The sequence below is a fragment of the Microbispora bryophytorum genome, from assembly GCF_043197435.1.
Taxonomy (GTDB): domain Bacteria; phylum Actinomycetota; class Actinomycetes; order Streptosporangiales; family Streptosporangiaceae; genus Microbispora; species Microbispora bryophytorum.
In genome coordinates this window covers 351,613-368,690 of record NZ_JBICTF010000004.1, presented here as the reverse complement: position 1 = coordinate 368,690, position 17,078 = coordinate 351,613, and the positions used below count along the sequence as shown (strand labels likewise).

Below are 17,078 nucleotides of genomic sequence, written 5' to 3'. Positions count from 1 at the left end.
TAACCGCCCCCTAGGGGTGATCGTGCCTTTTTCATCCCATCCATCCCGACAGCCGCCCCTCCATGGCGGTACGTCGGACTTCTCGATCAGTGGAAGAAGTGCCGGGTGCCGGTGAAGTAGAGCGTGATGCCCGCTTCCTTCGCCGCCTCGACGACCAGTTCGTCGCGGATCGAGCCGCCCGGCTCGACGATCGCCTTCACCCCGGCCTCCGCCAGCACCTGCAGGCCGTCGGGGAACGGGAAGTACGCGTCGGAGGCGCCGACCGACCCGGTCGCGCGCTCGCCGGCCCGGGAGACCGCCAGCCGGGCCGAGTCCACCCGGTTGACCTGGCCCATGCCGACGCCGACGGTCGCGCCGCCGGAGGCGAGCAGGATCGCGTTGGACTTCACCGAGCGGCAGGCCCGCCAGGCGAAGGCCAGGTCGGCCAGCACCTCGGGCGAGGCCGCCTCTCCGGCCTTGAGCTCCCACGTGGACGGGTCGTCGCCCGGCGCGTCCGCCCGGTCCACCGTCTGCACGAGCAGGCCGCCGTCGACGCGGCGGAACTCCGCGGCGTTCGACGGTCCCTGCGGGCAGGCGAGCAGGCGGATGTTCTTCTTCTCCCGGAGCACGTCGAGGGCGTCCGCCGCGAACGACGGCGCGACCACCACCTCCGTGAAGATCGGTGCGATCTGCTCGGCCAGCTCGCGGGTCACCTCGCGGTTGACCGCGATCACCCCGCCGTACGCGGAGACCGGGTCGCACTCGTGCGCCTTGCGGTGCGCCTCGACCACGTCGGCGCCCACCGCGATCCCGCAGGGGTTGGCGTGCTTGATGATGGCCACGCACGGCTCGGCGAAGTCCCAGGCGGCGCGCCAGGCGGCGTCGGCGTCCACGTAGTTGTTGTAGGACATCTCCTTGCCGTGGAGCTGCTCGGCGTTGGCCAGGCCGTCCTCGCCGCCGGTGTAGAGGGCCGCTCCCTGGTGCGGGTTCTCGCCGTACCGCAGGGCGGTCTTGCGCTTCCACGCCGCGCCCATGAAGGACGGCCAGTCGCCCTCGGGCGCGTACACGTTCGCGAACCAGGACGCGACCGCGACGTCGTAGGAGGCGGTGTGCGCGTACGCCGTGGCGGCCAGCCTCCTGCGCTCGGTCAGCGAGAAGCCGCCCTCGGCGACCGCGGCGAGCACCTCGCCGTACGCCGAAGGGTCGACGACCACGGCCACCGTGCCGTGGTTCTTGGCGGCGGCGCGGATCATCGCGGGCCCGCCGATGTCGATCTGCTCGACGCACTCGGCGTCGGAGGCGCCGGAGGCGACCGTGGCGGCGAACGGATAAAGGTTCACCACCGCGAGCTGGAACGGCTCGATCTCCAGCTCCTCCAGCTGCTTGACGTGGGAGGAGTTGGCGCCGTCGGCGAGCAGCCCGGCGTGGACGCGCGGGTGGAGGGTCTTCACCCGTCCGTCCAGGCACTCGGGGAATCCGGTGAGCGACTCCACCTTCGTGACCGGCACGCCGTAGGAGGCGATCGCGGCGGCGGTGCCGCCGGTCGACACGATCTCCACGCCCGCGGCTTCGAGCCCCCGCGCCAGGTCTTCGAGACCCGTCTTGTCGTAAACGGTGATCAGCGCACGGCGGATGGCGATGCGGGTCACTTCGTGATCCTTCCTGGTGTCCGGCCTTCTGCGGCCTGTCCTGCGACTCGTCCCGTCCCCAGGCGCACAGTCCGCCCGGTCAGGGTCCAGCCCTCGCGGGCCATGCGGCCCACGGTCTCGACGAGGAGACGCCGCTCGACCGTCTTGATTCGCTCGTGCAGCGACTCCTCGTCGTCCCCCTCCCGTACGGGCACCGCCTCCTGGGCGATCACCGGGCCCGTGTCCACGCCGGCGTCGACGAGGTGGACCGTGCAACCGGTGACGCGGACGCCGTACGCGAGGGCGTCGCGCACGGCGTGCGCGCCGGGGAAGGCGGGCAGCAGCGCCGGATGGGTGTTGACGACGGGGAACGCGCTCAGCATGCGAGGGCCGAGGATCTTCATGAACCCGGCGGAGACCACCAGATCGGGCTTGTGCTCGGCGACGCGCCCGGCCAGCCTCTCGTCCCACTCTTCCCGGGTGGGATGGTCGCCCACGCTCTCGACGAACGTGGGGACGCCGGCGCGCTCGGCCCGGGCAAGGCCCTCGATGCCGGTACGGTCGGCCCCGACGGCCACGACGGACGCGCCGAACGCGTCGTCTGCCGCCGCGTCCAGCAGCGCTTGTAGGTTGGTCCCCGAACCCGAGACGAGGACGACGAGCCGGACGGACAGAGCGGAACTCCTTCGTAAGCTGCCTTCGTTTTGCAGGTGATTGCCGGGAGATGGTTCCTTAGAGAGTGGTCGAGCGTGGAGGGCCGTCCCTCAACGCAGCTAAAGCGTATCGGGCGCCGGCCATCACGACTTACGACGGGTTATGCGGAACGCGAGGCGAGAAGACCGTGACACCACCCCTACAGACGCCGACCCCTGCGACCGGAGGGCGCAGGGCCCTCGTGCTCGCCCTCATGGCGCTCGTCTTCACACTGATGCTGCCGGCGGCCGGGCTGGCGCTGTCGCTGTTCGCGGTCGTCATCGCGATCCGTGACCTGCGCCTGCTCAACCGCGAACGACGCGGGATCGGGATGGCGACCGGGGCCGTCGTGCTCTCGTCGCTCGCCTTCGTGCTGGGGATCGTGACCACCGGGTTCCAGCTCTACTTCTCCGACGAGCTCACCGCGTACAACGAGTGCCGCAAGGGCGCGGGCACGGTGGCGGCCCAGCAGGACTGCTCCGAGCAGCTGATGCGGGCGTTCGAGCAGAAGATGGGCGTGGCCTGGCCCCAGGGCGTCCCGGCCCCCGCCTGAACGCACGACCGCATGGGAGCCGTCCGCGCCGTCGCGGACGGCTCCCACGGTCTTGCCTCTGACGCACGGGTCAGGGGTTAGCGTCGCGGGGCCGTGCGGCTGCGCCGCACGAACGGTTCCCCTCCGGCACCGTTCCCCTCCGACACTGTTCCCCTTGACACCGTGGGAGTTCCCCATGCCCCGAACCATGCCCCGACCCCTGCCGCGCACCGCACGGGAGATCCGGCTCGCCGAGGTTCCGTCCGGCCTTCCCGGCCCCGAGCACCTGACCGTGGCCGAGGTCCCGCTGCCCGTGCCGGGAGCCGGTGAGGCCCTGGTGCGCAACCGCTGGTTCCAGGTCTTCCCCTCGCTGCGCACGCTGATCGCCGGTGGCGTGCCGGGCACGCCCTTCCCGCCGCTTCGTCCCGGAGACACGCTGTTCGGCCCGGCCGTCGGCGAGGTCGTCACGGCCCCCTTCGTCAAGGGCACGGATGACGGCGGGCTGCGGCCGGGCGACCTGGTCGCGCACTTCCAGGGGTGGCGTGAGTACGCCGTGGTCCCCGTGTCCGCGCCGCTGGGGGACGCCCTGGCCGATCCGGCCGCGCATCTGGCGTCGGGCGCCACCGCGTACGCCGCCCTGACCCGGATCGCCCGCCTGCGCGCGGGCGAGACGGTGCTCGTCACCGGGGGCGCCGGAGGCGTCGGGTCGCTCACCGGCCAGATCGCCCGGCTGCTGGGCGCGGCACGCGTCATCGGCACCACCGGCTCCCCGGCGAAGGCCGCGCGGATGACCGCCGAGCTCGGCTACGACGCGGTGGTGCTCCGCGACGGGAGCCCGATCGGCGGGCGGCTCGCCGAGGCGGCGCCCGGCGGCGTCGACGTGGTCGTCGACACGGTCGGCGGCGAGCAGCTTCAGGCGGCGGTGGCCGCGGCGCGGCCCGGTGCCCGCATCGTCGTGGTCGGCACCCTGGCCACGCAGCTGTCGGCCGCGTCCGGCGGCACGACGGCCCCGGTGGAGCTGGACGCCTTCCAGCTCATCGCCAGGAACATCACCCTCCGCGGCCTCACCGGCGTCGGCGACGAGATCCACGCGGAGTGGACGGAGCGTTTCGGCGCCTGGCTCCGCTCGGGCGCCGTCGTCTTCCCGCACACGCGGATCACGGGCATCGAACAGGCGCCGCGGGCGTTACGTGAGTTGTTCGAGGGGCGGCACATGGGAACGGTCGTCGTAGAAGTCTGAGGACGGCACAGGAGGGCTCATGCGGATCGGCGACGCCGCGGCGGCGGCCGGGACCACGCCACGCGCGTTGCGCCTGTACGAGCAGCGTGGGTTGCTCCTGCCGCCTCCGCGTACCTCGTCGGGCCAGCGGGAGTACGGTCCGCGGGACATCGCCCGCATCCGCCTGGTGCGCCAGTTGCTCGCCCTCGGCCTGACCATCGAGGACGTCGCCCGCTGCGCCGACCGCCTGGACCTGCTGGAGGGCGACACGCTCCCGCCGTACGGCAGCCCCGGCTGCTCCGGCGGAAGCGCCGGAGGCGAAAGCGGCGGTGGAAGCGGCATCGTGCAACGCCGGATCGCCGTCCTGGACGCCGAGATCGCCCGCCTGACGGACCTGCGCGACCGCCTCGCCTCGGCCGTCGCCGAGCCTCCTTCGCGGGCTCAGTCGCGGTCCCAGACGTAGGGATCGACGTAGATGACGTGACCCCCGCGGTCGTCGCTCTCGTCGACGATGTCCTTGCGCGGCTTCGGCGGGGGGCTCGGGGCACGACGCTTCGCGGCCGGTCCGCGCGGGATGCCGGCTGCCGGAGGAGCGGCGCCGGCCTGCCGCGCGCCCATGTCGTCGAAGGTCTCCGCCGCCGCCGCGGCGTGCTCGTCGGTCCAGTCGTCCCTGATGACCGGGATCGGCTGGGTGTCGGCCTCGGTGGCGTCCAGCCAGTGGCCGGGCAGGTGGGCGCCGCGGGCGGGCCGTACCCGCCCGGCCGCCTTGGCGATCGCGGCGCCGGCCTTCCGCACCGGCTCGGGCGGGGTGGCGGGCCGCCGGGAGATCAGCCACCAGTTGGCGATGCCGGCCGAGATGCCGGCGGCCACGCCGACCTCGAGCGTGACCGACAGCGCCACCTCCCAGGGAGAGGGCCCCACAGCGGCCAGGCCCGCCCCGCCGAGCGGGCCGCCCGACAGCGCGGCGAGCGTTCCCGCGACGAGGCCGGAGGTGATCCCGCAGACGAACCCCCACAGCGGCGCGGCCTCGATCGACGGAGTCGGCGCGACGCGGGCCGTCACCACGCCGGCGACCGCCCCGGCCGCGAACGGCACCGCGATCACGCCCATGGCCCAGGTGGGCGCGGCGCCGGGCGACGGCAGGGCGCCCAGCAGCGGCAGCATGGGCACCGCGCTCAGCTTGACCCCGGTGGGCGCGACCAGCGTCCCGACGCCCACGGCGAAACCGGGCCCCGAGATGTAGGCCATGCCCCAGATGACGGCGTTGAAGAAGTAGAGGACCTCCAGGAGCAGGAGCAGCAGTCCGCCGACAACTCCGGGGCTGAGGACCTCCGACATCTGCTGGATCCGGGCGAAGTCGACCACCACCGCCCCGAGGACCAGTACGGCCCCGGCCACGAGCATCAGCGAGGTCGCGACGGCCGTGCCGACCACGAGCGACCGCGGCCGCTCCGGCAGCAGGCGCAGCATCGACCGCCACGGCCCGATCGTGCGGGCGGTGGCCACCGAGCCGGTGACGAAGGCCAGCAGCAGGTGGCTGACCAGCGCCTCCCCCAGGAACGGCTGCATGATCTCGTTGCCGGAGACGAGGGCGATCACCCCGGCGAGCAGCGCGTACGGCGCGGCCAGTGAGATGCCGGCTTGGGCGATGAGCACGAGCTGGGCGCGGCGCCGGGCGTTCTCAAGGTCGCGCGGCGTGCCCTTGGGCAGCCGGGCCGGCATCCGCACCCGCAGGTCGGCGTCCCGCGCCATCCACAGGCCCGCCCGGTAGAGCAGCACCCCCGGCAGGATCATCAGGCCGATGGGCAGCAGGCCCACCCGGCCGCCGGGGATCGCGAAACCGGCGTGGTGGGCCGCGAGCCAGAGCTGGCAGGCCGTGCGGAAGACGCCGGGCAGGCCCTCGCCGAACGGCCCGCGAGGCGCGGCCATCCAGCCGATGAGCGTGAGCGTGGTGAGCACGGCGAGGCCGACGCCGAGCGTCCCGACCGCGGCCAGCATGCCGGAGACGGGAAGCGGCCGGCGGGTCTCCTCGTCGTCGCCGCCGCCCATGCGGCCGAGCACGGCGCGGGGAGCGGTCCTGAATTGATCGAGAAGGCCCGTCACGCTACCGCATCATCCCAGCCCCGCGGTCTCCTTCCACGTCGCCACGCCGCCCACCCCCAAAATCGCCGTGATCTTGTAGTTTGTTGCACATCAGCCGCCCGAGCTGGACACGGAGCATCCGTGATCTTGCAGAAAAATCGCGGACACCTCTGCGACCTGGGCTCATACGCATCGTGACCTTGCACTTCATCGGAAAGTGCAAGGTCACGAATGGCGAAACCGCTGGCAGGAGCGCCGATCGCCCGGCGACTGCATGATCACCAACGATGGTGGCGCAGGCCAAAGGGCCGCCTGCGACAAACTACAAGATCACGAGGACATGATGTCGCGCATCAGGCGGGCGGTCTCGCTGGGCGTGCGGCCCACGCGGACGCCGACCTTCTCCAAGGCCTCCTTCTTGGCCTGGGCGGTGCCGGCGGAGCCGGACACGATCGCGCCGGCGTGGCCCATGGTCTTGCCCTCGGGCGCGGTGAACCCGGCGACGTAGGCGACGACCGGCTTGGTCACGTGCTCGTCGATGTAGGCCGCGGCGCGCTCCTCGGCGTCGCCGCCGATCTCGCCGATCATCACGATCGCGTCGGTCTCCGGGTCCTCCTGGAACGCCTGGAGGGCGTCGATGTGCGTCGTGCCGATGACCGGGTCGCCGCCGATGCCGACGCAGGTGGAGAAGCCGATGTCACGCAGCTCGTACATGAGCTGGTAGGTCAGCGTGCCGGACTTCGACACTAGGCCGACGCGGCCCTTGGTGGTGATGTCGGCCGGGATGATGCCCGCGTTGGAGGCGCCCGGCGAGGCGATGCCGGGGCAGTTCGGGCCGATGATGCGGGTCTTGTTGCCCTTGGAGACGGCGTACGCCCAGAACTCGGTCGTGTCGTGGACCGGCACGCCCTCGGTGATGACCACGCACAGCGGGATCTCGGCGTCGATGGCCTCGCGGACGGCGGCCTTGGTGGCGGCCGGGGGCACGAAGACGACGGACACGTCGGCGCCCGTCTGCTCCATGGCCTCCTTGACCGTGCCGAAGACCGGCAGGCCCTCGTGCGTGATGCCGGCCTTGCGGGCGTTCACGCCGCCCACGACCTTGACACCGGCGGCGAGCATGCGGCGGGTGTGCTTGGTGCCCTCACCGCCGGTCATGCCCTGCACGATGATCTTGCTGTTCTCGGTGAGCCAGATAGCCATTACGCACCTACCGCGGCGAGCTCGGCGGCGCGCTTGGCCGCTTCGTCCATGGTGTCGACAAGCTCGACCCGCGGGAGCGCGGCGTCGGCCAGAATCTGCCGCCCCAGGGCGGCGTTGTTGCCGTCCAGGCGGACGACCAGCGGGTGGGTCACTTCCTCGCCCCGGCCCTGCAGAAGCTGGAAGGCCGAGACGATACCGTTGGCGACCGCGTCGCAGGCGGTGATGCCGCCGAAGACGTTCACGAAGACCGACTTCACCGACGGGTCGGACAGGATGATCTCCAGGCCGTTCGCCATGACCTCGGCCGAGGCGCCGCCGCCGATGTCGAGGAAGTTGGCCGGCTTGGGCTGGCCGGGGAACTCCTCCCCCGCGTACGCCACGACGTCGAGCGTGGACATGACCAGGCCCGCGCCGTTGCCGATGATGCCGACGTTGCCGTCCAGCTTGACGTAGTTGAGGTGCTTCTCCTTGGCCCGGGCCTCCAGCGGGTCCTCCGCGGCCTTGTCGACGTACGCGGCGTGCTCCGCCTGGCGGAAGTCCGCGTTCTCGTCGAGGGTGACCTTGCCGTCGAGCGCCTTCACCTGACCGTCGGCCGACAGGATCATCGGGTTGACCTCGACGAGCGAGGCGTCCTCGTCGACGAAGACGGCCCAGAGCTTCTCGATCAGCTCGGCGGCGCCGTCCAGCGCCTGCTGCGGCAGGCCGCCCGCCACCGCGATCTCGCGGGCCCTGGCGCGGTCGACGCCCGTCAGCGGGCTGACCGGCACCTTCGCCACCTTCTCCGGCGCGGTGTGCGCGACCTCCTCGATGTCCACGCCGCCGGAGGCGGAGCAGATGGCGAGGAAGGTGCGGTTGGCACGGTCGAGGAGGAAGGAGAAGTAGTACTCCTCCGCGATCTGGCTGGCCTCCTCGATCAGGACCTTGTGGACCGTGTGGCCCTTGATGTCCATGCCGAGGATCTGCGTCGCCTTCGCCTGCGCGTCGGCGACGTCGTCGGCCACCTTCACGCCGCCGGCCTTGCCGCGCCCGCCGGTCTTGACCTGGGCCTTGACGACAACGCGTCCGGTGAGCTGCTCCGCAGCCGCCCGCGCCTCCTCCACGGTGTGCGCGACGATTCCGCGCGGCACCGGGATGCCGTACTCCGCGAAGAGCTCCTTCGCCTGATGTTCGAACAGGTCCACGAGGGTCCGTCCCTTTTGATGTCCGAGGCCGGGCGCCGTCGTCCCGCCCGGCGTTTCCGCGCATGAAGCCTAGTCCCCGTACGAGCGTGCGCGCGTCGCCGGGTCCCGCTGGAGCCTTGCCAACAATCCAGGAGTACGGCAGTGTTGGGCAAATTGCCTAAACGATGGCGGGAACCGCCGAACGGACCCATTCCACGATCTCCTGTGTCGTGGATCCGGGCGTGAAAATCCTCGCGACCCCCATCGTGGCCAGTTCGGGAATGTCGGCCTCGGGGATGATGCCACCGCCGAACACGACGATGTCCTCAGCACCCTCCTCACGCAGCACTTCGAAGAGCCGGGCGAACAGCGTCATGTGGGCGCCGGACAGGATGGACAGCCCGATCGCCGCCGCGTCCTCCTGGATCGCCGTACGGACGATCTGCTCCGGCGTCTGGTGCAGGCCGGTGTAGATGACCTCCATGCCCGCGTCGCGCAGCGCCCGCGCCACCACCTTGACCCCGCGGTCGTGCCCGTCGAGCCCCGGCTTCGCGACGACGACCCGAATCCTGCCTGCCATGAAGACCTCCTTACGGTGCCCGCTGCCCGAAGCGTAACCGCCGCCCGGGTCCGGACCGCGGAACGGCCCCGCATCGGCCGCCCGCCGGCCGTTCACGAGCCCCGCCTCTCCTGACGGATCACCGTGCCCACGTTCGAGCGGAACGCATCCGAACTTTCGCAGCGAATGACAATCAGCCCGCATATCGGATTACAAAATGAAAACTCACAGGAAATGTGGATTTTCGTGACACCCTTGTGATCATTTTTGGAGAAGATTTCCCGGCTGCCCTCATGATCACGAGGGCACTTACGGGAGGAATCACCTTGAAGCGAGCACTCATGGCGCTGGCGTGCGCCGCGACGGCCGCGCTCGTGGCGCCCGCCGTCGCCGCCCCCGCGCAGGCTCACACCACCACCGACAGCCAGGCCCGGCCCCTGGACCCCACGGCCGCGCTCAAAAAGGCATTCGTCCCCGGCCGTGGCGTCCGGTTCACGTCCTCGGAGACGATCGACGTCGGTGGCGTTGCCACGGTCAAGTCCAGCGCCAAGGGCCGCCTCGCGTTCGGCCGCTCCGGTGTCACCGGATCCGACGTGACGGGGAGAATCAATTACGGCGCCCTGCTCGACGAGGATCTCGAGGGCGCCGACAAGCCCACCCGGACCATCACCGTCGGCCGTACGGCCTACGTCACCGGCGGCGTCTTCTCCAGCCTGTTCCCCGCAGGCAAGAAGTGGCTGCGCACGCCCGGGAAAAACCCGGCCGACGTGCTGGGGAGCAACGGCGTGCCCGTCAACCCGCTGGACGCGCGCACCCTGAAGGCGGTGCTCGCGACCACGAAGGCCAAGGGCGCGGGCGGCGTCGTCAACGGCGCGAGGACCACGCTCTACCGGGGCGCGATCACGCTGAAGCAGCTCGCCGCGGTTGAGCCGAGCCTGAAGAAGGGCCTGACCGCCTCCGAGGCCAAGACCGTGGTCGCCTGGAAGATGTGGGTGGGCGGCGACCAGCTCATACGGAAGGTCCAGACAACCCTGACGCTGAAACTCAAGTACAAGAAGATGACCATGGAGGTCGACGCGAGCAGCGCCGTCTCGTTCGTCGGCTGGGGTTCGAGGGTCACGGTCAAGGCGCCGCCGAAGAGCCAGGTCGCGACCTTGGCCGACCTTCTCGGCAGCGTGCCCGACATGCCGGACACCATCAATCTGGGCGACTGAGTCGCGTCGGCCACCCGCGCACGGGTGACACCGCGCTGCCGAGCCCCCCGCGAGGTGTGAGGCAGAGGCGGCCGGTCCCAGGGTGACCGCCACCCGGGGGCCGGGCACAGGTGGCGGCCGGAGCGGGTTTCCCGCCCGGCCGCCCAACCAATCGCCGCCGCCTCGTACGCCCCAGGAGCACGGGCGCCGGGCAGCAGCGGCTCAGAGCTTGTCGATCGGGGCGTAGGCGAGCAGCAGGGTCTTCTCGCCCTCACTGCCGAAGTCGATCTTCACGCGCGTCTTCTCGGCCTGACCGTCCACGGCCACCACGGTGCCGAGCCCGAACGTGTCGTGGGTGACCCGGTCGCCCGGCGACAGGTTCGGGACCTGCCGGCCACCCGTCTTCTGCGCGGGAGCCGTACGGGCCGCCGGGCGGGAGGTCGCGGCGGACCAGGCGGTCTTGCCCGGGTCGCCGCGCCACTCGACCAGGTCGCCCGGCACCTCGGACAGGAAGCGCGAGGCGGGGTTGAACGACGGCGCGCCCCACGCCGAGCGGACCGCCGACCTGGACAGGTAGAGCCGTTCCTTGGCCCGGGTGATGCCGACGTACGCCAGCCTGCGCTCCTCCTCCAGCTCCTTCGGGTCGCTCAGCGAGCGCATGTGCGGGAAGACGCCGTCCTCCATGCCCGTGAGGAAGACCACGGGGAACTCCAGGCCCTTGGCGGTGTGCAGGGTCATCAGCGTGACCACGCCGCCGCTGTCGTCGCCCTCGGGGATCTGGTCGGCGTCGGCGACCAGCGAGACCTGCTCCAGGAAGTCGACGAGCGTGCCCTCCGGGTTCGCCTCCTCGAACTCGGCGGCCACCGAGATCAGCTCGTTGAGGTTCTCCAGCCGGCTCTCGTCCTGCGGGTCGCCCGAGGTCTCCAGCTCCGTCCGGTAGCCGGTGGAGCTCAGCACCTCCTCCGCCAGGTCGGACAGCGGAAGCTCCTTGGCGCGCAGCTCGTCGAGTAACGCGACGAAGTCGCGGATCGCGTTCAGCGATCGGGTGGCCACCCCCGGCGCCTCGTCGGCCCGGCGCAGCGCATCCCAGAAGGCGATGCGCTCCCGGTTGGCGAACGCCTCGACCATCGCCTCGGCGCGGTCGCCGATGCCGCGCTTGGGCACGTTGAGGATGCGCCGCAGTGACACCGTGTCGCTCGGGTTGGCCAGGACCCGCAGGTAGGCGAGCAGGTCCTTGACCTCCTTGCGCTCGTAGAACCGCACCCCGCCCACGACCTTGTACGGCAGGCCCGTGCGGATGAAGATCTCCTCGAACACGCGGGAGGCGGCGTTCGTGCGGTAGAAGATCGCTACCTGGCCGGGGGCGACGCCGTGGTCGTCGCCGAGCCGGTCGACCTCCTGCGCGACGAACATGGCCTCGTCGTGCTCGTTGTCGGCCGCATAGCCGATGATCTTTGCGCCCGCGCCCTGGTCGGACCACAGGTTCTTCGGCTTGCGGCCCTCGTTGCGAGAGATGACCGAGTTGGCGGCGTTCAGGATCGTCTGGGTGGAGCGGTAGTTCTGCTCCAGCAGGATCGTCCGCGCGTCCGGATAGTCGCGCTCGAACTCCAGGATGTTGCGGATCGTCGCGCCGCGGAAGGCGTAGATCGACTGGTCGGCGTCGCCGACCACCACCAGCTCGGAGGGCTCGACGCCCTCCCGCACCACGTCGCCGTCGACGGTGCGCACCTCGGGCCGCCCGACCAGCTCGCGGATCAGCGTGTACTGCGCGTGGTTGGTGTCCTGGTACTCGTCGACCATCACGTGCCGGAACCGCCGCCGGTAGTGCTCGGCCACGTCGGGGAAGAGCTGGAGCAGCGTGACCGTCAGCATGATCAGGTCGTCGAAGTCCATCGCGCCGGCCTCGGTGAGCCGCCGCTGGTAGGTGCGGTACGCCTCGGCGAGCGTCCGCTCCAGATGGGTCGAGGCCCGGTCGGCCGCCGTCTCGTAGTCGATCAGCTCGTTCTTGAAGTTGCTGACCTGGGCCGAGAAGGACCGTGGCGGGTAGCGCTTGGGATCGAGATCGAGCTCACGGCAGACCATCGCCATGAGCCGCTGGGAGTCGGCCTGGTCGTAGATCGAGAAGCTGGAGGAGAAACCAAGCCGCTTCGCCTCGCGCCGCAGGATCCGCACGCAGGCGCTGTGGAACGTCATGACCCACATGGCCCTGGACCGCGGCCCGATGAGCTTGTCGACCCGCTCCTTCATCTCCCGGGCGGCCTTGTTGGTGAAGGTGATCGCGAGGATCTCCCCCGGCTGGACGTCGCGCTCCGCCAGCAGGTAGGCGATGCGGTGCGTCAGCACCCTGGTCTTCCCGGAGCCGGCCCCGGCGACGATCAGGAGCGGACTGCCCTGGTGGATGACGGCGTCCCGCTGTTGCGGGTTGAGGCCGTCGAGCAACGGATGAGTGGCGGCTCGGGTGGACACTCTCCTTAGGTTATGACCGCGCGCCGACATCCGGAGCCCACTCGCCCGGCAAGTCACGTTTAAGGTGATGTGCCGAACCATGAGGAGGGGCTGCTCGTGCTGGACGAGGCGGAATTCAAGAAGGTGCTGATGGTCGTCGCACACCCCGACGACATCGACTTCGGCGCGGCGGGGACGGTCGCCCGGTTGACCGAGGCGGGGGCCGAGGTGGCGTACTGCCTGGTCACGGATGGCGACGCGGGCGGGTTCGACCGTGCGGTGGACAACGGCGGCATGGCGGCGCTGCGCCGGACCGAGCAGACGGCCGCGGCCAAGTGCGTGGGCGTGAGCGACCTGCGCTTCCTCGGCTACCAGGACGGCGCGGTCGAGCAGACGCTCGGCCTGCGGCGGGACATCGCCCGGGTGATCCGCCAGGTGCGGCCGGACCTGGTCATCACCTCGACCCCCGAGCGCAACTACGCGCGGATCAGTCCGAGCCACCCCGACCACCGGGCGGTCGGCGGCGCCACCCTCGACGCCGTCTACCCCGACGCCCGCAACCCCTACGCCTTCCCCGAGCTGCTCGCCGACGAGGGCCTGGAGGCCTGGACCGTCCGCGAGGTGTGGCTCACCGGCGGCATGACCCCCGACCACTACGTCGACGTCACCTCGACCGTGGACCGCAAGATCGCCGCGCTGCGCGCGCACGAGAGCCAGACCTCGCACATCCCCGACCTGGACGGCATGATCAGGGGCATGCTCTCCGGTCACGCCGCCGCCGCAGGCCTCCCCGAGGGCTCGTACGCGGAGGCGTTCCAGCGGGTGATCACCGCCTGAGCCTGGGGGCGGACCCGGCCTCCACCCCCGGGTGGAGCTCGTCCGATCTCCACCCTCGCGCCGATCCGGTGCGCGCCCGATATTCCTACCGTCGAGCGCATGGAAACCACGCAGATCATCGCCCTCACCCTCGTCGTCGTCGCCGTCGTGATCTACCGGCAGATGAGGCCGAGGCCCGTCGCCAGGCCCGTGGTGTTGATCATCGCCGCAGTGATGATCCTGGCCGGCCTCGGCGGCGGCGGGCTCGTCGACGCCGGTCACGCGTCCCTGAGCATCGCGGTGCTCGTCGCGGAACTCCTCATGGCCGTCGGTCTCGGCGTGCTGCGGGCCATGACGACGCGCGTGTGGCGTGACCAGCGCGGCGTGGCGTGGGCGCAGGGTGGCGTCCCGACCCTCATCGCCTGGGTGGGATCCATCGCCGTCCGGGTCGCGATGATGGCCCTGACCTCCTTCCTCGGCCTCGCCTCGTCGCAGAGCTCCGTGCTCCTGTTCGTCGGGGTGACCCTCGGTGTGCAGTTCCTCGTCGTCGCCCGCCGGGCGAACGCCCTGCCCACCGGCCCCGCAGCGGGTATCCAGACGGCCCGCTAACGTCGGGACGTGCCCAGTCGTGACGGATATGTCCAGGCCGGCCGAGAGTCCAGCCGCAGGAACGCGATCGCCGGCGCGTTCCTGCGGCTGGCCGTGATCGCCCTGCTGATCGGCGGGCAGGCGACCGGCCCGCCGGGGTTCGGCCTGACCGGCGACCGGCTCACCGTCACCGCGCTGACCGCCGCGATCGCCGTGACGCTCTCCCTCATGGTCGTCATCCGGCTGCGGCCGATCCTGCCGGGACGCTGGAACGACGGACCGGCGGAGGCCGTCCTCATCGGGCTCACCATCGTGGCGGCCATCGCCCTCGAAATGGTCTCCGACAGCAGCCCGGCCGTCGCCGTGCTCATGTTCGCCGTTGGGGCCGCGGCCGTACGGCATCCGCTGAGATGGTCGCTGCCGCTCCTGCTGCTGGCCCTGGCGGGCCTGGGATCGAGCGCCATGGGACTGCTACCGCCGGTCTCCCCCGAGGCGCAGCAGCGCGACCTCAGCCTGTGCGTCTCGATCTGCGTGGTCTTCGCGGTCGCCTACGCCATCAAGCAGCGCAGGGCCGCCACCGCCGCCCAGGCGGGCGAGGCCGTGCTGGCCGAGCGCGCCCGGATCGCCAGGGAGATCCACGACATCCTCGCGCACTCCCTGTCGGCGCAGATCGTGCATCTGGAGGGCGCCCGGCTGCTGCTGCGCGCCGACCGGTCGCAGGAGGCCCTCGACCGGGTCGAACGCGCCCGTGAGCTGGCCAAGCAGGGCCTCGACGAGGCACGCAGAGCCGTCGCCGCGCTCCGCGACGACGCCCAGCCGCTGCCCGCCGCACTGGACGCGCTCGCCGGGGAGTTCCGCGACGCGACCGGCAGGGAGTGCGCCGTCGTCGTCTCCGGTCACGAACGCCGGCTGCCGCCCGAAACCGAGCTGGCGATGATCCGCACCGCCCAGGAGGCCGTCACCAACGTGCGGCGGCACGCTCCGGGCTCCCCCGCCACCGTACGGCTGAGATTCGGCGACCGGGCGTGCGAGCTGGAGGTCGTCAACCCCCCGAGTGACGCGCCGGGGACGCCGGGAGGAGGATACGGTCTCGTGGGCATGCGCGAACGCGCCGAACTCCTGGGCGGCACGCTGGAGGCAGGCGAGACCGAGCACGGTTTCCGGGTCCGGCTGCGGGTGCCGGCATGACCGCCCGCGTGCTCGTGGTCGACGACCAGGCCGTGGTGCGCGACGGGCTCGTCCTGCTGCTCGGCCTGCTGCCGGACATGGAGGTGGTGGGGTCGGCGTCCGACGGCGAGGCCGCGCTCCGCCTGGTCGCGGGCGAACGGCCCGACGTGGTGCTCATGGACCTGCGCATGCCCCGGATGGACGGGGTCGAGGCGACCCGGCGGATCCGCGCCGAGTTCCCGGACACCCAGGTCGTCGTGCTCACGACGTACACCGACGACGAGTCGGTCTTCGCCGCGCTGCGGGCCGGGGCGCGCGGCTTCCTCACCAAGAGCGCCGACGCCGAGGAGATCGCCCGTGCCGTGACCACGGTGATGAACGGCGACGCGCAGCTCGACCCCGGCGTGCAGCGCCGCCTTCTGAACACCGTCACCGGCACGGTAGGCGACACCGGCGCCGCACCACCCGGCGGGACGCCCGGCCCGGACGCCGCGCCGCCGCACCGGTCGCGGTTCTCGACGCGCCACGCCCGCGAGACACCCCGAGCGGACCGGAGGCCGGGAGCGGGGACGCCCCCGGATGCCGGGGCGGCGCGAAGCGCCGGGCCGTCACCAGGCGCCGGACCGTCGTCCAGCACAGGGCCAATCTCCAGCACGGGGCCAATGTCCAGCACGGGGCCGATCTCCAGCATCGGGCCGTCGTCCAGCGCCGGTACGCCGCCCGACGGGCTGACGCCGCGCGAGGCGGAGGTCCTGCGGCTCATCGCGCGCGGCCTGTCGAACGCCGAGATCGCCGGCACCCTTTTCATCAGCGAGGCCACGGTCAAGACGCACATCAACAACCTCTTCGCGAAGGTCCGGGTGCGCGACCGGGCCCAGGCGGTCGCGTACGCCTACCGGACCGGCCTGGCCGACCCCCGCGAGGGCTGATCGAGGCGGCGCGCCACCCGGGCGGCGGCATAGCCGAGGGAGTTCGTCGCCAGGTGGAGCAGCGCGGGCGCGAGCAGCCCGGCGCGGTGGCGCAGCCCGTGGAACACGAGCCCGGCCACCGCGGTGGACGCCACCGTCCCCGCCACCAGCCGCGCCGTCTCCAACCGCGCCGTCCTCGCCGCCTCCGGTCCCGCCGTCTCCGGTCCCGCCGTTCTCACCGTCTCCGGTCGTGCCGTCCTCATGGGGCCGGCGGCCTCGTCCGGGGCCTCCCCGGCGGTCAGCCGGCCGAGAGCGGGGTTGGCCACGGCCATGTCCATCGCGGGCAACACGTGCCACAGCCCGAACAGCGCGGCCGAGACGGCGACGGCCGTACGCGGCGGGAGCGAGCGGCCGAGCAGAGCGGGCAGCACGCCGCGGAAGCCCACCTCCTCCAGCAGCACGGTCCCGAAGGGCACCTGGACCAGTGCCTCCTCCAGCACCCGGCGGCGCGACAGGGCCAGCGCGCGCTCGTCGTGGAACAGCGCGCGGATGCGGGGGTGGGCGACGCCCGCCGCGTAGACGGCCGCGACGCCGGCGGCGAGCGCGCCCCCGGTCACGGCCCCGGCGCGGGCGCGGCGCACGCCCAGCTCCCGCCAGGTGATCCCCTCGCCGCGGGCGATCAGCAGCAGCGTGCCGGTCGCGACCGCCGAGGTCAGCGGCGCCCACCGCCGGGCGACCCGGTTGTTGAGCACGTTCGCGGCCGTGAGCACGCCGAGAGCGCCGCCCACCACACCCGCCCGCCTGGTCCGGTTCGTCGTCACGCCCGCCATGCTCCCATCGCCACCGGCGCGCACGAGGCTCCCGGCGACCGCCGCCTCATACCCATTCAGGCGGCAAGATCTGCAT

16 protein-coding genes are annotated in these 17,078 nt (G+C 71.8%); 8 read left to right on the top strand and 8 right to left on the bottom strand.

What is annotated here, in order from left to right; translation table 11 throughout:
- Positions 1 to 86 precede the first annotated feature (86 nt).
- Together purH and purN are read right to left on the bottom strand one after the other, a co-directional pair.
- A complete protein-coding gene (gene purH, locus ACGFIB_RS15265; RefSeq protein ID WP_357238931.1) occupies positions 87 to 1,628 on the bottom strand; it encodes a bifunctional phosphoribosylaminoimidazolecarboxamide formyltransferase/IMP cyclohydrolase in 1,542 nt (513 codons plus the stop codon).
- Positions 1,625 to 2,281, bottom strand: coding sequence for a phosphoribosylglycinamide formyltransferase (gene purN / locus ACGFIB_RS15260; RefSeq protein WP_142569195.1), 657 nt, complete (start codon positions 2,279 to 2,281; stop codon positions 1,625 to 1,627). The genes purH and purN overlap by 4 nt, the downstream gene beginning before the upstream one ends.
- A gap of 167 nt (positions 2,282 to 2,448) precedes the next feature.
- Here purN and ACGFIB_RS15255 point away from each other — a divergent pair, with 167 nt between their 5' ends.
- From ACGFIB_RS15255 to ACGFIB_RS15245, 3 genes are all read left to right on the top strand, one after another.
- A complete protein-coding gene (locus ACGFIB_RS15255) occupies positions 2,449 to 2,853 on the top strand; it encodes a hypothetical protein (RefSeq protein ID WP_142569194.1) in 405 nt (134 codons plus the stop codon).
- Positions 2,854 to 3,040: 187 nt separating this feature from the next.
- A complete protein-coding gene (locus ACGFIB_RS15250) occupies positions 3,041 to 4,072 on the top strand; it encodes an MDR family NADP-dependent oxidoreductase (RefSeq protein ID WP_393372048.1) in 1,032 nt (343 codons plus the stop codon).
- 19 nt (positions 4,073 to 4,091) lie between these two features.
- Entirely contained in the window at positions 4,092 to 4,514 is a 423-nt protein-coding gene (locus ACGFIB_RS15245; RefSeq protein ID WP_357259154.1) for a MerR family transcriptional regulator, read from the top strand.
- On the opposite strand, the gene ACGFIB_RS15240 is transcribed toward ACGFIB_RS15245, so the two are convergent.
- The 4 genes from ACGFIB_RS15240 to ACGFIB_RS15225 form a co-directional block, all read right to left on the bottom strand.
- On the bottom strand, positions 4,493 to 6,154 hold the full coding sequence (locus ACGFIB_RS15240; RefSeq protein ID WP_393372043.1) for a cell division protein PerM: 1,662 nt from the start codon (positions 6,152 to 6,154) through the stop codon (positions 4,493 to 4,495). The genes ACGFIB_RS15245 and ACGFIB_RS15240 overlap by 22 nt on opposite strands.
- 309 nt (positions 6,155 to 6,463) lie before the next feature.
- A complete protein-coding gene (gene sucD / locus ACGFIB_RS15235; RefSeq protein WP_142569186.1) occupies positions 6,464 to 7,336 on the bottom strand; it encodes a succinate--CoA ligase subunit alpha in 873 nt (290 codons plus the stop codon).
- Entirely contained in the window at positions 7,336 to 8,517 is a 1,182-nt protein-coding gene (gene sucC, locus ACGFIB_RS15230) for an ADP-forming succinate--CoA ligase subunit beta (RefSeq protein WP_393372041.1), read from the bottom strand. The genes sucD and sucC overlap by 1 nt, the downstream gene beginning before the upstream one ends.
- A 157-nt stretch (positions 8,518 to 8,674) precedes the next feature.
- Positions 8,675 to 9,076: a cobalamin B12-binding domain-containing protein gene (locus ACGFIB_RS15225; protein ID WP_142569183.1), complete on the bottom strand. Its 402-nt coding sequence runs from the start codon at positions 9,074 to 9,076 to the stop codon at positions 8,675 to 8,677.
- Positions 9,077 to 9,381: 305 nt separating this feature from the next.
- On the opposite strand from ACGFIB_RS15225, the gene ACGFIB_RS15220 reads away from it, so the two are divergent.
- Positions 9,382 to 10,269 (top strand): hypothetical protein, encoded by an 888-nt coding sequence (locus ACGFIB_RS15220; protein ID WP_357259151.1) that lies wholly within the window; start codon positions 9,382 to 9,384, stop codon positions 10,267 to 10,269.
- Between the two features lie 201 nt (positions 10,270 to 10,470).
- Here ACGFIB_RS15220 and pcrA read toward each other — a convergent pair whose 3' ends face one another.
- Positions 10,471 to 12,744 (bottom strand): DNA helicase PcrA, encoded by a 2,274-nt coding sequence (gene pcrA, locus ACGFIB_RS15215; protein ID WP_142569179.1) that lies wholly within the window; start codon positions 12,742 to 12,744, stop codon positions 10,471 to 10,473.
- A gap of 66 nt (positions 12,745 to 12,810) precedes the next feature.
- Between pcrA and ACGFIB_RS15210 the strand changes: the two genes are divergently transcribed.
- From ACGFIB_RS15210 to ACGFIB_RS15195, 4 genes are all read left to right on the top strand, one after another.
- Entirely contained in the window at positions 12,811 to 13,530 is a 720-nt protein-coding gene (locus ACGFIB_RS15210) for a PIG-L deacetylase family protein (protein WP_357259680.1), read from the top strand.
- Between the two features lie 99 nt (positions 13,531 to 13,629).
- Positions 13,630 to 14,118 carry a hypothetical protein gene (locus ACGFIB_RS15205; RefSeq protein WP_357238920.1) on the top strand — a complete coding sequence of 163 codons (489 nt, stop codon included), beginning with the start codon at positions 13,630 to 13,632 and terminating at the stop codon, positions 14,116 to 14,118.
- Positions 14,119 to 14,127: 9 nt separating this feature from the next.
- On the top strand, positions 14,128 to 15,285 hold the full coding sequence (locus tag ACGFIB_RS15200) for a sensor histidine kinase (RefSeq protein WP_393372036.1): 1,158 nt from the start codon (positions 14,128 to 14,130) through the stop codon (positions 15,283 to 15,285).
- Positions 15,282 to 16,193 (top strand): response regulator, encoded by a 912-nt coding sequence (locus ACGFIB_RS15195; RefSeq protein WP_393372033.1) that lies wholly within the window; start codon positions 15,282 to 15,284, stop codon positions 16,191 to 16,193. Before ACGFIB_RS15200 ends, ACGFIB_RS15195 begins: the two co-directional genes overlap by 4 nt.
- Here the strand turns inward: ACGFIB_RS15195 and ACGFIB_RS15190 are convergent.
- The gene (locus tag ACGFIB_RS15190) at positions 16,157 to 16,993 is read right to left on the bottom strand and encodes a CPBP family intramembrane glutamic endopeptidase (RefSeq protein WP_393372030.1); all 837 of its coding nucleotides are present in this window, start codon (positions 16,991 to 16,993) and stop codon (positions 16,157 to 16,159) included. The genes ACGFIB_RS15195 and ACGFIB_RS15190 overlap by 37 nt on opposite strands.
- Positions 16,994 to 17,078 lie beyond the last annotated feature (85 nt).

Excerpts from the sequence above, each read along its gene's own strand:
- ACGFIB_RS15250 (WP_393372048.1), top strand. The coding sequence starts at position 3,041 with ATGCCCCGACCCCTGCCGCGCACCGCACGGGAGATCCGGCTCGCCGAG.
- ACGFIB_RS15245 (WP_357259154.1), top strand. The coding sequence starts at position 4,092 with ATGCGGATCGGCGACGCCGCGGCGGCGGCCGGGACCACGCCACGCGCG.
- sucD (WP_142569186.1), bottom strand. The coding sequence starts at position 7,336 with ATGGCTATCTGGCTCACCGAGAACAGCAAGATCATCGTGCAGGGCATG.
- ACGFIB_RS15225 (WP_142569183.1), bottom strand. The coding sequence starts at position 9,076 with ATGGCAGGCAGGATTCGGGTCGTCGTCGCGAAGCCGGGGCTCGACGGG.
- pcrA (WP_142569179.1), bottom strand. The coding sequence starts at position 12,744 with ATGTCGGCGCGCGGTCATAACCTAAGGAGAGTGTCCACCCGAGCCGCC.
- ACGFIB_RS15205 (WP_357238920.1), top strand. The coding sequence starts at position 13,630 with ATGGAAACCACGCAGATCATCGCCCTCACCCTCGTCGTCGTCGCCGTC.
- ACGFIB_RS15195 (WP_393372033.1), top strand. The coding sequence starts at position 15,282 with ATGACCGCCCGCGTGCTCGTGGTCGACGACCAGGCCGTGGTGCGCGAC.